We start from the raw sequence: 15,490 nt of genomic DNA on the forward strand, positions 1-15,490 counted from the left end.
TGGTGTTGTAGCTAAAATCTTTGCATAAGATTTGACGAACCACTAGTAAAAAGGGCATCATTTGATGCCCTTTTTCTGCGCTAAAAAAAGAGTTGGATGTTTTGACATCGATTTTTGCTCTTAGCAAAGAATTAAACGGTCTTTTTGACTAAAATGACTGTTAGATGTGTTGTTTTGCAACGCAAAGGAATGTGCCCTGCAACAGCGGGGTTATTGTCGTCTATATTTAAGACTTATCACAGGTTGGTTTTATGAAAGCAAACGCTGAAACTCCTGATAGCTCAGGTGCAGCAGATACAATGAAGTGGATTGTCGCTTTTGTTCTGTTGGCTGCTGCTGTTGTGGGTAATTACCTGTATGGTGAATTGTCTGTTGTAATTCGCGCTGCAGGTGTAGTTGTGCTGATTGCTGCCGCACTAGGCGTTGCAGCAACAACAACTAAAGGTAAAGCTGCGATCGATTTTGCAAAAGAATCTCGTATGGAGATTCGTAAAGTTGTTTGGCCTACTCGCCAAGAAACTATGCAAACTACATTGATCGTTTTAGCTGTATGTATTGTTATGTCTCTAGTGCTTTGGGGAATTGACGGCATCATGGTCCGTCTAGTTTCTCTAGCAACTGGAGTGTAGAGGGTTCTGATTCATGAGTGAAGCTCCAAAAAAACGTTGGTATGTAGTTCAAGCCTTTTCTGGCTTTGAAGGTCGTGTTGCACAGTCGCTACGCGAGCATATTAAAATGCACAACATGGAAGAACTATTTGGCGATGTGCTAGTACCTACTGAAGAAGTAGTGGAAATGCGTGCTGGGCAACGTCGTAAAAGTGAACGTAAATTCTTCCCTGGCTACGTATTAGTTCAAATGATCATGAATGATGAATCATGGCACTTAGTACGCAGCATTCCGCGTGTTATGGGCTTCATTGGTGGTACCTCTGATCGTCCTGCACCAATCACTGATAAAGAAGCTGATGCTATCTTGAACCGTCTAGAGAAAGCGAGCGAGTCTCCACGTCCTAAGACAATGTTCGAAGCGGGTGAAGTGGTTCGTGTGAACGATGGTCCATTTGCTGACTTTAACGGTACTGTTGAAGAAGTAGATTACGAGAAAAGCCGCATTAAGGTATCTGTATCGATCTTTGGTCGTGCAACACCGGTTGAGCTTGAATTTGGTCAGGTTGAAAAACTGGACTAAAACTCTGACCTTTGAGCAAGCTGTGGATAAATACTTCATAAGTTGTTCAAAATAAAAGAGTATAAAAAATCACCTTTTTAGGGTTGTTAAAGGCGCGAATTATGATTATAATTTCGCGCCTTTTTGCTTCTGTTGAAGCGAAAAAGAGTTAATTGAATTTATGGGGAGCTCGCCTTGCGGCTAGCGTATGTACCCAAAATATTAGGAAATATCATGGCTAAGAAAGTTGAAGCTTATATCAAACTGCAAGTTGCAGCTGGTATGGCAAACCCAAGTCCACCGGTTGGTCCTGCTCTAGGTCAACACGGCGTGAACATCATGGAATTCTGTAAAGCGTTCAACGCAAAAACAGAATCTGTTGAGAAAGGTCTACCTACTCCAGTAGTTATTACTGTTTACAACGACCGTTCTTTCACGTTCGTAACTAAGACTCCACCTGCTGCTGTTCTTCTTAAGAAAGCTGCTGGCGTTAAGTCTGGTTCAGGTCGTCCAAACACTGAGAAAGTTGGTACTGTAACTGACGCTCAAGTTCAGGAAATCGCAGAAACTAAAGCTGCTGATATGACTGGTGCTGACATCGAAGCAATGAAGCGTTCTATTGCTGGTACTGCTCGTTCAATGGGCCTAGTGGTAGAGGGATAAGATCATGGCTAAACTTACTAAGCGTATGCGCGTAATCCGCGACAAAGTTGACGCGACTAAAGAATACGAAATCAACGAAGCTGTTGCTCTTCTTAAAGAACTAGCAACTGCTAAATTCGTTGAGTCTGTAGATGTTGCTGTTAACCTAGGCATCGATGCTCGTAAATCTGACCAAAACGTTCGTGGCGCAACTGTGCTACCTCACGGTACTGGCCGTGACATCCGCGTTGCTGTGTTCACTCAAGGTGCAAACGCAGAAGCAGCTAAAGCAGCTGGCGCAGATATCGTTGGTATGGAAGATCTTGCTGAGCAAGTGAAAAAAGGCGAAATGAACTTCGACGTTGTTGTTGCTTCTCCAGATGCAATGCGTGTTGTTGGTCAACTAGGTACAATCCTAGGTCCACGCGGCCTTATGCCAAACCCTAAAGTTGGTACTGTAACTCCTAACGTTGCTGAAGCGGTTAAGAACGCTAAAGCTGGTCAGGTTCGTTACCGTAACGACAAGAACGGCATCATCCACACTACTATCGGTAAAGCATCTTTCGAAGCTAACCAGCTTCAAGAGAACCTAGAAGCTCTTCTAGTTGCTCTTAAGAAAGCTAAGCCTTCTTCAGCTAAGGGTACTTACCTGAAGAAAGTAAGCATCTCTACTACTATGGGTGCTGGTGTTGCTGTTGATCAAGCTAGTCTTGACACTCAAGCAAACTAATTTGCTTAGGCGCAGATTTAGTGTATACTTCTGCGCCTAATATTTGTGGTTGGGTGGTTTTGAAGCAATTTGAAATCATCTATCCCAAGACCGTAGGCGCTGTCGATTTTCATTAGATTATTGATAGCTTAATAAAACCTACGTAGGCGATGTTGTGGTTTGAAGTGAATTTATTCATTTTTAAATAACATCGTAAACGCTCATTACATTTTGTATTGAGTGCTGTAATCACAACCAGAGGTTAATCCAAATGGCTTTAAATCTTCAAGACAAAAAAGCAATTGTTGCTGAAGTCAACGAAGCTGCCAGTGGTGCACTTTCTGCAGTTGTAGCTGATTCTCGTGGCGTTGAAGTTGGCGCAATGACTTCTCTACGTAAACAAGCTCGCGAAGCGGGTGTTTACATGAAAGTTGTTCGTAACACACTAGCACGCCGTGCGGTTCAGGGTACAGACTACGAGTGTCTAGTAGACACTTTCACTGGTCCAACTCTGATCGCATTCTCTAATGAGCACCCAGGTGCTGCAGCGCGTCTTTTCAAAGACTTCGCTAAAGAGAATAAAGATTTCGAGATCAAAGCTGCTGCATTTGAAGGCGCAGTTACTGATGCTGAAGTACTAGCGACACTACCAACTTACGACGAAGCTATCGCACGCCTAATGATGTGCATGAAAGAAGCTTCTGCTGGCAAGCTGGTTCGTACTATCGCTGCTGTTCGCGACCAAAAAGAAGAAGCTGCGGCATAAGCCTTGCTTTTCACTGGTTGCTATTTAAACTTATTGTTGACTTAAAAGAGAATTGTTATGTCTATTACTAACGAGCAAATCCTAGACGCAGTTGCAGAAATGTCTGTAATGCAAGTTGTTGAGCTTATCGAAGCTATGGAAGAGAAATTCGGCGTTACTGCAGCTGCTGCTGTTGTAGCTGGTGGCGCAGCTGGCGGCGACGCTGCTGCTGAGCAAACTGAATTCGACGTTATCCTAACTGCTGCTGGCGCTAACAAAGTACAAGTTATCAAAGCTGTACGTGGCGCAACTGGCCTAGGTCTTAAAGAAGCTAAAGGTCTTGTAGACTCAGCTCCTGCAGCGCTTAAAGAAGGCGTTGACAAAGCTGAAGCTGAAGCTCTTAAAGCACAGCTAGAAGAAGCTGGCGCTTCTGTTGAAATCAAGTAATTATTACTTAATTTCTTAGCCGCAAGGCTAATGGCTGGTGGTTTATTAACCACCGGCCTTTTTGCGCTGTAGGGCTATGACGAATTTTCCGCTGTTTAACCGTCATAATCCGAGCAAAAAAACAGTCATTTTTTCGAAATGATTGTTCACTACAGTAAACAGCTGTTTGTCACCGCCCCCTCTTGAAGAGTGTTTTGGGTGGTTTGGGTCACTTATCAGCGAGCTGAGGAACCCCATGGTTTACTCTTATACCGAGAAAAAGCGCATCCGTAAGGATTTTGGTACTCGTCCACAAGTTTTGGACATTCCATACCTGTTATCGATCCAGCTTGATTCTTTCGACAAATTCATCGAACAGGATCCAGAAGGTCAATACGGTCTTGAAGCTGCTTTCCGTTCTGTATTCCCAATTCAGAGCTACAACGGCAATTCTGAGCTGCAATACGTTAGCTACCGTCTTGGTGAGCCAGTTTTTGACGTTAAAGAATGTCAAATCCGCGGTGTTACTTACTCAAAGCCACTACGCGTAAAACTACGTCTAGTTATCTTTGATCGAGATGCACCAGCAGGTACTGTAAAAGACATTAAAGAACAAGAAGTCTACATGGGCGAAATTCCGCTTATGACAGACAATGGTACTTTCGTAATTAATGGTACCGAGAGGGTTATCGTATCCCAGCTGCACCGAAGCCCAGGCGTGTTCTTCGACAGTGATAAGGGTAAGACCCACTCATCAGGTAAAGTTCTTTATAACGCACGTGTAATTCCTTACCGTGGCTCATGGTTAGACTTTGAGTTCGATCCTAAGGATAACTTATTCGTACGTATCGACCGTCGTCGTAAGCTACCAGCATCGATCATTCTTCGTGCACTTGGTAAATCGACTGAAGAGATCCTAGATCTGTTCTTCGACAAAGTGAACTTCGAAGTGAAAGACCAAACTCTTCTTATGGAGTTGGTTCCTGATCGTCTACGTGGTGAAACTGCGTCATTCGACATCGAAGCAAACGGCAAAACTTACGTTGAGACTGGTCGTCGTGTTACTGCTCGTCATATCCGTCAACTTGAAAAAGATGGCGTTGAGCACATCGAAGTACCAGTAGAGTACATCGTTGGTAAAGTTGCATCTAAAGATTACATCAATGAAGCAACTGGCGAGATCATCGTTGGCGCGAACCAAGAGATTAGCCTAGAAGCACTTGCTAACCTGTCTCAAGCAGGTCACAAGGCTCTACAAACTCTGTTCACGAATGACCTAGATCACGGTCCATTCATGTCAGACACTCTACGTGCAGATAGCACAGTAGATCGCATCTCTGCATTGGTAGAAATCTACCGCATGATGCGTCCTGGCGAGCCACCAACGAAAGAAGCTGCAGAGTCTCTATTCGAAAGCCTATTCTTCTCTGAAGAACGTTACGACCTATCAACTGTAGGCCGTATGAAGTTCAACAGCTCTATCGAGCGTGAAGAAGAAGAAGAGCGCGGTACTCTGGATGAATCAGACATCATCGAAGTGATGAAGAAACTGATTGGTATCCGTAACGGTATTGGTGAAGTGGACGATATCGACCACCTTGGCAACCGTCGTATCCGTTCTGTAGGTGAAATGGCAGAAAACCAATTCCGTGTTGGTCTAGTTCGTGTAGAACGTGCCGTTAAAGAGCGCCTAAGCCTTGGTGACCTTGATGCAATCATGCCTCAAGATCTTATCAACGCTAAGCCGATCTCTGCTGCAGTTAAAGAATTCTTTGGCTCTTCACAGCTTTCACAGTTCATGGACCAAAACAACCCATTGTCAGAAGTTACGCACAAACGTCGTATCTCTGCTTTAGGTCCTGGTGGTCTTACTCGTGAGCGCGCAGGCTTCGAAGTACGTGACGTTCACGTAACTCACTACGGTCGTCTATGTCCGATCGAAACGCCTGAAGGTCCAAACATCGGTCTAATTAACTCGCTATCTGCGTTTGCACGTTGTAACGATTACGGTTTCCTAGAAACTCCGTACCGTCGTGTAGTAGATGGTGTAGTAACAGAAGAAGTTGATTACCTGTCTGCAATCCAGGAAGGTCAATTCGTAATCGCGCAAGCAAACACCATTCTTACTGAAGAAGGTACGTTTGCAGATGAGCTAATCACAGCTCGTCAAAAAGGTGAATCTGGTCTTCACCCACGCGATCACGTTGACTACATGGACGTTGCGACAAACCAAGTAGTATCTATCGCTGCTTCGCTTATCCCGTTCCTAGAACACGATGATGCGAACCGTGCATTGATGGGTGCCAACATGCAACGTCAAGCTGTACCAACACTTAAGGCTGATAAGCCTCTAGTAGGTACAGGTATCGAACGTAACATCGCAGTTGACTCTGGTGTTACAGCGGTTGCTAAACGTGGTGGTCAAGTTCAGTCTGTAGACGCTTCTCGTATCGTAGTTAAGGTTAACGAAGATGAATTGGTACCTGGCGAAGCTGGTATCGATATCTACAACCTAACTAAGTACACGCGTTCGAACCAAAACACATGTATTAACCAACGTCCAACTGTACTTCCTGGTGAACCAGTTGCACGCGGCGATGTTCTTGCTGATGGTCCTTCAACAGACCTTGGTGAACTAGCTCTTGGCCAAAACATGCGTATCGCATTCATGCCTTGGAACGGTTACAACTTCGAAGACTCGATCTTAGTATCTGAGCGCGTAGTTCAAGAAGACCGTTTCACGACAATCCACATCCAAGAACTATCTTGTGTGGCTCGTGATACTAAGCTGGGTTCTGAAGAGATCACAGCTGATATTCCAAACGTAGGTGAGTCTGCTCTGTCTAAACTAGACGAGTCAGGTATCGTTTACATTGGTGCTGAAGTTAAGGGTGGCGACATCCTAGTTGGTAAAGTAACCCCTAAAGGTGAAACTCAACTGACTCCTGAAGAGAAGCTACTACGTGCTATCTTCGGTGAGAAAGCATCTGATGTTAAAGATACTTCTCTACGTGTACCAAACTCTGTTTCGGGTACTATCATCGATGTACAAGTCTTCACTCGCGATGGCGTAGAGAAAGACAAGCGTGCACTTGAAATCGAACAGATGCAGCTTAAAGAAGCTAAGAAAGACCTAACTGAAGAGTTCCAAATTCTTGAGGGTGGCCTTCTTAACCGTGTTAAAGCTGTACTTCTGTCTGGTGGTTACTCTGAAGCTAAGCTTGATACTATCGGTCGTAAGCAATGGCTAGAGCAAGTTCTAGAAGACGATGCGCTACAAACACAGCTTGAGCAACTTGCTGAGCAGTGGGATGAGCTAAAAGCAGACTTCGATAAGAAGTTTGAAACTAAGCGTCGTAAAATCACTCAAGGTGATGATCTAGCGCCTGGCGTTCTTAAGATTGTTAAAGTTTACCTAGCGGTTAAACGTCGTATCCAACCTGGTGATAAGATGGCCGGTCGTCACGGTAACAAAGGTGTAATCTCTAAGATTAACCCTGTTGAAGACATGCCATACGATGAGAAAGGTCAGCCTGTAGACATCGTACTTAACCCGCTGGGTGTACCATCGCGTATGAACATCGGTCAGATCCTAGAAGTTCACTTAGGTTTGGCTGCGAAAGGTATCGGTGACAAGATCAACCAAATGGTTAAGGAACAACAAGAACTGCATAAGTTCCGTGAGTTCCTACAGAAGGTTTACGATCTTGGTGATACTCGTCAGAAAGTTGATATTGCTGAACTGTCTGATGATCAAGTTCGTACACTGATCAAGAACCTACGTGGCGGTCTACCGATTGCTACTCCTGTGTTCGACGGTGCTTCTGAGTCTCTAATCAAAGAACTACTTAAACTGGGTGATCTGCCAGAATCTGGTCAGCTTAAACTGTTTGATGGTCGTACTGGTGATTCGTTTGAGCGTCCTGTAACTGTTGGTTACATGTACATGCTGAAACTGAACCACTTGGTTGATGACAAGATGCATGCTCGTTCAACTGGTTCTTACAGCCTAGTAACTCAGCAACCACTTGGTGGTAAAGCTCAGTTCGGTGGTCAGCGTTTCGGTGAGATGGAAGTATGGGCACTAGAAGCATACGGTGCTGCATATACTCTACAAGAAATGCTAACAGTTAAGTCAGATGACGTTAACGGCCGTACTAAGATGTATAAGAACATCGTAGACGGTAACCATAGCATGGAACCTGGTATGCCTGAGTCGTTCAACGTACTGTTGAAAGAGATTCGCTCGCTAGGTATCAACATCGAGCTAGAAGACGAAGAGTAATCCCTCCTCTTTTTAAAAGAAGATAGGATTATTTGGTAAAAGGGAGCTTGCTACAGCAGTGAGCTCCTTTAACTCCTTACAGGAGCTGAATGTGAAAGACTTATTAAACTTTCTAAAAGCACAGCATAAGACCGAAGAATTTGATGCAATCAAAATCGGTCTATCTTCACCAGACATGATCCGTTCATGGTCTTTTGGTGAAGTTAAAAAGCCGGAAACAATTAACTATCGTACGTTCAAACCTGAACGTGATGGTCTGTTCTGTGCACGTATTTTTGGTCCAGTTAAAGACTACGAATGTCTTTGTGGCAAATACAAGCGCCTGAAGCACCGTGGTGTTATCTGTGAGAAGTGTGGCGTTGAAGTTACACAAACTAAAGTTCGTCGTGACCGTATGGGCCACATCGAGCTAGCTTCACCAGTTGCTCACATCTGGTTCCTAAAATCACTACCGTCTCGTATCGGTCTACTAATGGATATCCCTCTACGTGATATCGAACGTGTTCTTTACTTCGAGATGTACGTAGTAACTGAACCAGGTATGACTGATCTAGAAAAATCTCAGATGCTTACTGAAGAAGAGTATCTGGATCGTCTAGAAGAGTGGGGTGACGAATTCACTGCTAAGATGGGTGCTGAAGCGATCAAAGATCTGCTTGCAACAATGGACCTTCATCAAGAAGTGGAAGAAATGCGCGAAGAGTTAGAAACAACTAACTCAGAAACTAAGCGTAAAAAAGTTACTAAGCGCCTGAAGCTAGTTGAAGCGTTCATTGCATCGGGTAACGATCCGCAATGGATGATTCTGACTGTACTTCCGGTTCTGCCGCCAGATCTACGTCCTCTAGTACCACTAGATGGCGGTCGTTTTGCGACTTCAGATCTGAACGACCTTTACCGTCGTGTGATCAACCGTAACAACCGTTTGAAGCGTCTTCTAGAGCTAGCTGCTCCGGATATCATCGTACGTAACGAAAAGCGTATGCTGCAAGAGTCTGTTGATGCACTTCTAGATAACGGTCGTCGTGGTCGTGCTATCACTGGTTCTAACAAGCGTCCTCTGAAATCTCTTGCTGATATGATCAAGGGTAAACAAGGTCGTTTCCGTCAGAACCTTCTAGGTAAACGTGTAGACTACTCTGGCCGTTCTGTAATCACAGTAGGTCCATACCTTCGTCTACATCAGTGTGGTCTTCCTAAGAAGATGGCACTTGAGCTATTTAAGCCGTTCATCTACAGCAAGCTAGAAACTCGTGGCATGGCTACGACAATCAAAGCTGCTAAGAAGATGGTAGAGCGCGAAGAAGCTATCGTTTGGGATATCCTAGACGAAGTCATCCGTGAACACCCAGTACTACTTAACCGTGCACCTACACTTCACCGTCTAGGTATCCAAGCGTTTGAACCAGTACTAATCGAAGGTAAAGCGATTCAGCTTCACCCACTAGTGTGTGCGGCATACAATGCCGACTTCGATGGTGACCAAATGGCGGTGCACGTGCCTCTAACTCTAGAAGCACAGCTTGAAGCACGTACACTGATGATGTCGACGAATAACATTCTGTCGCCAGCGTCAGGTGATCCGATCATCGTACCTTCTCAGGACGTTGTATTGGGTCTTTACTACATGACACGTGACAAGATCAACGTGAAAGGCGAAGGTATGTACCTTGCTGGCCCTGCTGAGGCTGAAAAGGCATACCGTACTAAGACTGCTGAGCTACACGCTCGCGTTAAAGTACGTATCACCGAGACTGTAGTAGACGAAGATGGTAACAGCACTACTGAAACGAAGATGGTTGATACAACTGTCGGCCGTGCAATGCTATGGCAAATCGTTCCAGCTGGCCTACCGTACAGCATCGTTAACCAAAAGTTAGGTAAGAAGCAGATCTCTACTCTTCTTAACGAGTGTTACCGTAAGCTTGGTCTAAAAGATACAGTAGTATTTGCTGACCAAATCATGTACGCAGGTTTTGCATACGCTGCACTTTCTGGTGTTTCTGTAGGTATCGACGATATGGTTGTACCTCAAGCGAAATACGATGAAATTGAATCTGCTGAAGAAGAAGTTCGCGAAATCCAAGAGCAATTCCAATCTGGTCTTGTTACTGCGGGTGAGCGTTACAACAAAGTTATCGATATCTGGGCATCTACGAATGACCGCGTTGCGAAAGCAATGATGGATAACCTATCTTCTGAAACAGTTATCAACCGTGACGGCGAAGAAGAACAGCAAGAATCGTTCAACAGCATCTACATGATGGCCGACTCGGGCGCACGTGGTTCTGCAGCTCAGATTCGTCAGCTAGCAGGTATGCGTGGTCTGATGGCGCGTCCAGATGGTTCAATCATCGAAACGCCGATCACAGCGAACTTTAAAGAAGGTCTAAACGTCCTTCAGTACTTTATCTCAACGCACGGTGCTCGTAAGGGTCTTGCGGATACAGCACTGAAAACAGCAAACTCGGGTTACTTAACTCGTCGTCTAGTAGACGTTGCTCAAGACGTTGTAGTACACGAACATGACTGTGGCACGCATGAAGGTATCGACATGATGCCTCACATCGAAGGTGGTGACGTTAAAGTTGCACTTTCTGAGCTTGCTCTTGGTCGTGTAGTAGCTGAAGACGTTCTTAAGCCTGGTACTGAAGATGTACTGATTCCACGTAATACTCTGATTGATGAGAAGTGGTGTCAAATCATGGAAGATAACTCAGTAGATAGCATGAAAGTGCGCTCTGTAGTTACCTGTGATGCAGACTTCGGTTGTTGTGCACAGTGTTACGGTCGTGACCTAGCACGTGGTCACCTAGTGAACCAAGGTGAAGCAGTTGGTGTTATTGCTGCACAATCTATCGGTGAACCGGGTACACAGCTAACGATGCGTACGTTCCACATCGGTGGTGCGGCATCTACTGCAGCAGCAGAGAACAGCATCCAAGCTAAGACAACTGGTACTGTGAAACTTCACAATGCTAAGTTCGTAGTTAACAAAGATAAGAAACTGGTTATCACTTCTCGTGCATCTGAGATGACGATTATTGATGAATTCGGCCGTACTAAAGAGAAGCACAAACTTCCTTACGGTTCGATGCTAACCAAAGGCGACAACGCAGCAGTTACTGCTGGTGAAGTTGTAGCTAACTGGGAAGCGCATACCATGCCAATCATCACTGAAGTGGCAGGTCGTATCCAATTCGTAGATATGATCGATGGTATTACAGTTTCTCGTCAAACTGACGATCTAACTGGTCTTTCTTCAAGTGAAGTTACAGACGCAGCAGCTCGCCCAGCAGCAGGTAAAGATATGCGTCCAGCTATCAAACTTGTTGATGAGCAAGGTAACGACGTAATGATCCCTGGTACTGATATGCCAGCTCACTACTTCCTACCTGGCAAAGCGATTGTAAACATCGAAGATGGCGCTGAAGTTGGCATCGGTGACACACTATCTCGTATCCCTCAAAAATCGAGCGGAAACAAAGATATCACCGGTGGTCTACCACGCGTAGCTGACCTATTCGAAGCTCGTAAGCCTAAAGAGCCTGCGATCCTTGCTGAGCACACAGGTACTGTGTCTTTCGGTAAAGAAACGAAAGGTAAGCGTCGTCTAGTAATCACTCGTGAAGGCGGTGACGCTTACGAAGAGATGATTCCTAAGCATCGTCAATTGAACGTGTTCGAAGGTGAGAAGATTGAACGTGGTGATGTAATCGCCGACGGTCCTGAAACTCCACACGATATTCTGCGTCTACGTGGTATCCACGCAGTAACTCAGTACATCGCGAACGAAGTTCAAGAAGTTTACCGCTTACAAGGCGTAAAGATTAACGATAAGCACATCGAGACTATCGTTCGTCAAATGCTACGTAAGTGTACAATCACTCATTCTGGTGACTCTCCGTTCCTACCTGGCGAACAAGTTGAGTACCACAATGTTAAGATTGCTAACCGTAAGCTAGAAGCTGAAGGTAAAGAACTAGTACGTTTCGAACGTGACCTACTAGGTATTACTAAAGCATCTCTTGCAACTGAGTCATTCATCTCAGCTGCATCGTTCCAAGAAACGACTCGCGTACTAACAGAAGCTGCGGTTTCTGGTAAGCGTGATGACCTTCGCGGTCTGAAAGAGAACGTAATTGTTGGTCGTCTGATCCCAGCTGGTACTGGTTTCGCATACCACCAAGAGCGTCAAAAGCAACGTGAAGAAGAGCAAGAAGGTCCTTCAGCTGAACAAGCTACTGACAATCTAGCAGCACTTCTAAACGCTGGTTTCTCTTCAGAAGAGTAAGCTCTACGAGTAGTCTCTAAGAGATAAGAAAAAGGCACCTTCGGGTGCCTTTTTTGTATCTGGCGCATAGGTGTTTAACGAGAGGCCTATCGTTCAGAATCAGATAGGTTTGATTGCTTTCTTAGCTGGTGGACTTAGTCGCGAGTACTTTCTCGAAGGCATTTTTGGGTGTTTGCAGGGAGATCATGAGGATGAAACTGGTGACAAGTGTTACGTCTGGTTGTCGCAAAATATCAGAGTAGGGACGAATCAATAGGCTCTGGTAGAAGAGTTGGATGTTTTAGGTAACGCTACAGACAAAACAAAAAGCTTGCACTGAGGCAAGCTTAGAAGGTGTTAAGCCATTACGCCCCTGGTGGAACCGCTAGACTGTCGGCAATTTGTTGTATCAGCTGGTCTTCAACCGCAAACCTCGCCTCAAGAATCTCACCAACGAGTGACAGCTCACTATCAAAGCTTTCTAATGTATCGGTCGCTTCAATGGCAGCGTATTTATCGGTGAAGTTGAGCAGTGGATCTGTGGTAAGAACGATATGACCATAAGATTGGTTGATTTCGTCTGTTGCTTTGAAGCCAGTAGACTGCCATTTGTCCATCACCATGTCATAGATTTTGAAATGACCTTCGGAGATGTAATCAACAAGATGTTGGCTGAATTTTTGGAGCTCTTCTGGAGAAGGCAGTTCGGTGATTGCAGTTGCTTTCGACGATGAAGGCTGTAGAGCGGCAAGCTTACAATACTCAACGATTAGAGACTGTCGAGTTTCGAGCCAATGATCGATGACCTCATTAGAGCCACCCCATTGTTCTTGTATTTGTTTGAATTTATTTAGCATGACCATGTCCTCATGATCTGATCACAACCTTGTGATCAAGTAATTGCCTAAGCAGGGTCCGTTTTATTGGTAGCTACTAAAAGTAATAGCTTGAAATATTCTCTGCTACAACTCTAGTATGAAATTAGATTGCCAGTAAAATGAACGAACTGCAAGCAATGAGGCATAGGGATGTTAAAAAAAAGTGATAACAAAATGACAGAGCAAGCTTATTGGTGCGTCGTTTCTGGTAGTGATATTTGGGTTAATAATGATCAGTTTCCGTTTGGCTCTGCTGAAGAGCTTGGGCTGAGTGTTGAGCATGCAATCTGTATTGGTCAGCATCAAGGTCGTAAGGTGTATTGGCTCAACGACTGTGATGTGGAGAATGAGCTGAGCATGGTCAGCCTAAGAGAGTTACTGCACTGGCCTGAAGCGAGTTTCTTGACTGCAAGCAAAGCCATCCAATATGGGCATATGACTCAAAGTATGCGTTTTTGCCCTCAGTGTGGTGGTCGAAATCATCTCAACCATAACCAGGTGGCGATGCAGTGTGGAGATTGCCGTACACTTCATTACCCTCGTATCTTCCCATGCATCATTGTCGCTGTACGAAACGACAACAAGATATTGCTTGCACAGCACCCAAGACATAAAACAGGTATGTATACCGTGATAGCGGGCTTCCTAGAGGTCGGAGAAACCCTAGAGAAGTGTGTGGCAAGAGAAGTAAAAGAAGAAACGGGTATCGATGTCGATAATATTCGTTACTTTGGCAGCCAGCCGTGGGCGTTTCCATCGAGTATGATGATGGGCTTTCTTGCAGATTATGCTGGTGGTACGCTTAAGCCAGACTACAGCGAGTTATCGGATGCTCAATGGTTTGACGTAACAAGCCTACCTGATGTTGCCCCTGTAGGAACCATTGCGAGACAGTTGATTGAGAAAACCGTTGATGACGCGATGAAAGATGCCGTTATGGAGCAGGTGTTAGAGCACTAATTTGCCTGTGATAGTATTTGGCCTATAAGTGGTCAAAAGCGAAAAAAAACCCTCCACAAGTGGAGGGGGTAAGTAAGATGTCGTTATGAGATGCTGAGTAGTGACTACTCAGATGTTATAATTGTAATTTTCGCTAGCGAACAAATTTTTAACATGCCCCCGCAATTGGGTGCAAATTAAGCATTGATTTAAAAGTTAATAACTTGATCTAGGTTGCAAAGCACACAGCTTTTACCCTTCAATCAGTGTTAGAATACTTGCCATCAAAACTAGACAAGATTGAATTGGAATTTAACGGAATGACCGAATTAAAAAACGATCGCTATTTACGCGCACTTTTAAAACAGCCTGTTGATTACACACCGGTATGGATGATGCGCCAAGCTGGCCGCTATCTTCCTGAGTATAAAGCAACGCGCGCTGAAGCAGGCGATTTCATGTCTTTGTGCAAAAACGCTGAACTGGCATCAGAAGTAACACTTCAACCTTTACGTCGTTTCCCGCTTGATGCGGCAATCTTGTTCTCAGACATCCTAACTATCCCTGATGCAATGGGCTTAGGTTTGTACTTTGAAACAGGTGAAGGTCCTAAGTTTGAGCGTCCTATCACGTGTAAAGCTGACGTAGAGAAGATTGGCCTACCTGATCCAGAAGGTGAGCTTCAATACGTAATGAATGCCGTTCGTCAGATCCGTAAAGACCTGAAAGGTGAAGTGCCACTGATTGGTTTCTCTGGTAGCCCATGGACTCTAGCGACATACATGGTTGAAGGTGGAAGCTCTAAAGCATTCACTAAGATCAAAAAGATGATGTACGCAGAACCACAAACGCTGCATCTGCTTCTAGACAAGCTGGCTGACAGTGTTATCGAATACCTGAACGCGCAAATTAAAGCGGGTGCTCAATCGGTAATGGTATTTGATACATGGGGTGGTGTGCTGACTCCTCGTGACTACAACCTATTCTCACTGCAATACATGCACAAAATCGTTGATGGCCTAATCCGTGAAAACGAAGGTCGTCGTGTACCAGTGACTCTGTTCACTAAGAACGGTGGCATGTGGCTAGAATCTATCGCAGCAACAGGTTGTGATGCGGTTGGTCTAGACTGGACAATCAATATCGCAGATGCAAAAGCTCGCATCGGCGACAAAGTTGCTCTGCAAGGCAACATGGATCCTTCAATGCTTTACGCTCAGCCTGAACGTATTCGCGAAGAAGTGGGCAGCATCCTAGAAGGCTTCGGCGACGGTGGTACAGGTCATGTATTTAACCTAGGCCACGGTATCCACTTAGATGTACCGCCAGAGAACGCAGGTATATTCGTTGACGCTGTTCACGAATTATCTAAGCCTTACCACAAGTAATTCTGAGTAAGATGATTGAAAGCGCTGTTGGGAAA

At 44.9% G+C, this 15,490-nt stretch carries 11 protein-coding genes; 10 read left to right on the forward strand and 1 reads right to left on the reverse strand.

Annotated features, from left to right (window positions below; genetic code table 11):
* Window positions 1-251: 251 nt before the first annotated feature.
* The 8 genes from secE to rpoC all read left to right on the forward strand — a co-directional run bounded on the left by secE (window position 252) and on the right by rpoC (window position 12,271).
* Entirely contained in the window at window positions 252-629 is a 378-nt protein-coding gene (gene secE / locus FTW16_RS21480; RefSeq protein WP_010435558.1) for a preprotein translocase subunit SecE, read from the forward strand.
* A 13-nt stretch (window positions 630-642) separates the two neighbouring features.
* Window positions 643-1,191 (forward strand): transcription termination/antitermination protein NusG, encoded by a 549-nt coding sequence (gene nusG / locus FTW16_RS21485; protein ID WP_010435556.1) that lies wholly within the window; start codon window positions 643-645, stop codon window positions 1,189-1,191.
* A 213-nt stretch (window positions 1,192-1,404) separates the two neighbouring features.
* Window positions 1,405-1,833: a 50S ribosomal protein L11 gene (rplK, locus tag FTW16_RS21490; protein ID WP_010435555.1), complete on the forward strand. Its 429-nt coding sequence runs from the start codon at window positions 1,405-1,407 to the stop codon at window positions 1,831-1,833.
* A 4-nt stretch (window positions 1,834-1,837) separates the two neighbouring features.
* The gene (gene rplA, locus FTW16_RS21495; RefSeq protein WP_048659214.1) at window positions 1,838-2,542 is read left to right on the forward strand and encodes a 50S ribosomal protein L1; all 705 of its coding nucleotides are present in this window, start codon (window positions 1,838-1,840) and stop codon (window positions 2,540-2,542) included.
* 250 nt (window positions 2,543-2,792) lie between these two features.
* A complete protein-coding gene (gene rplJ / locus FTW16_RS21500; protein ID WP_010435550.1) occupies window positions 2,793-3,287 on the forward strand; it encodes a 50S ribosomal protein L10 in 495 nt (164 codons plus the stop codon).
* Between the two features lie 57 nt (window positions 3,288-3,344).
* Window positions 3,345-3,713 carry a 50S ribosomal protein L7/L12 gene (gene rplL, locus FTW16_RS21505; protein WP_017631516.1) on the forward strand — a complete coding sequence of 123 codons (369 nt, stop codon included), beginning with the start codon at window positions 3,345-3,347 and terminating at the stop codon, window positions 3,711-3,713.
* 235 nt (window positions 3,714-3,948) lie between these two features.
* Window positions 3,949-7,977: a DNA-directed RNA polymerase subunit beta gene (rpoB, locus tag FTW16_RS21510; RefSeq protein WP_017060526.1), complete on the forward strand. Its 4,029-nt coding sequence runs from the start codon at window positions 3,949-3,951 to the stop codon at window positions 7,975-7,977.
* A gap of 91 nt (window positions 7,978-8,068) precedes the next feature.
* Entirely contained in the window at window positions 8,069-12,271 is a 4,203-nt protein-coding gene (gene rpoC / locus FTW16_RS21515) for a DNA-directed RNA polymerase subunit beta' (protein WP_017060527.1), read from the forward strand.
* Window positions 12,272-12,615: 344 nt separating this feature from the next.
* Here rpoC and FTW16_RS21520 read toward each other — a convergent pair whose 3' ends face one another.
* Entirely contained in the window at window positions 12,616-13,113 is a 498-nt protein-coding gene (locus FTW16_RS21520) for an Rsd/AlgQ family anti-sigma factor (RefSeq protein ID WP_048605474.1), read from the reverse strand.
* Window positions 13,114-13,278: 165 nt separating this feature from the next.
* On the opposite strand from FTW16_RS21520, the gene nudC reads away from it, so the two are divergent.
* Together nudC and hemE are read left to right on the forward strand one after the other, a co-directional pair.
* On the forward strand, window positions 13,279-14,088 hold the full coding sequence (gene nudC, locus FTW16_RS21525; protein WP_048659213.1) for an NAD(+) diphosphatase: 810 nt from the start codon (window positions 13,279-13,281) through the stop codon (window positions 14,086-14,088).
* A 299-nt stretch (window positions 14,089-14,387) separates the two neighbouring features.
* Window positions 14,388-15,455: a uroporphyrinogen decarboxylase gene (gene hemE / locus FTW16_RS21530; RefSeq protein WP_146492393.1), complete on the forward strand. Its 1,068-nt coding sequence runs from the start codon at window positions 14,388-14,390 to the stop codon at window positions 15,453-15,455.
* Window positions 15,456-15,490: the final 35 nt, after the last annotated feature.

Source organism: Vibrio sp. T20 (genome assembly GCF_007858795.1).
GTDB lineage: Bacteria > Pseudomonadota > Gammaproteobacteria > Enterobacterales > Vibrionaceae > Vibrio > Vibrio satsumensis.

Bases quoted from the DNA above. Each gene is read 5' to 3' on its own strand.
- secE (WP_010435558.1), top strand. From the start codon at position 252: ATGAAAGCAAACGCTGAAACTCCTGATAGCTCAGGTGCAGCAGATACA.
- nusG (WP_010435556.1), top strand. From the start codon at position 643: ATGAGTGAAGCTCCAAAAAAACGTTGGTATGTAGTTCAAGCCTTTTCT.
- rplK (WP_010435555.1), top strand. From the start codon at position 1,405: ATGGCTAAGAAAGTTGAAGCTTATATCAAACTGCAAGTTGCAGCTGGT.
- rplA (WP_048659214.1), top strand. From the start codon at position 1,838: ATGGCTAAACTTACTAAGCGTATGCGCGTAATCCGCGACAAAGTTGAC.
- rplJ (WP_010435550.1), top strand. From the start codon at position 2,793: ATGGCTTTAAATCTTCAAGACAAAAAAGCAATTGTTGCTGAAGTCAAC.
- rplL (WP_017631516.1), top strand. From the start codon at position 3,345: ATGTCTATTACTAACGAGCAAATCCTAGACGCAGTTGCAGAAATGTCT.
- rpoB (WP_017060526.1), top strand. From the start codon at position 3,949: ATGGTTTACTCTTATACCGAGAAAAAGCGCATCCGTAAGGATTTTGGT.
- FTW16_RS21520 (WP_048605474.1), bottom strand. From the start codon at position 13,113: ATGGTCATGCTAAATAAATTCAAACAAATACAAGAACAATGGGGTGGC.
- nudC (WP_048659213.1), top strand. From the start codon at position 13,279: ATGTTAAAAAAAAGTGATAACAAAATGACAGAGCAAGCTTATTGGTGC.
- hemE (WP_146492393.1), top strand. From the start codon at position 14,388: ATGACCGAATTAAAAAACGATCGCTATTTACGCGCACTTTTAAAACAG.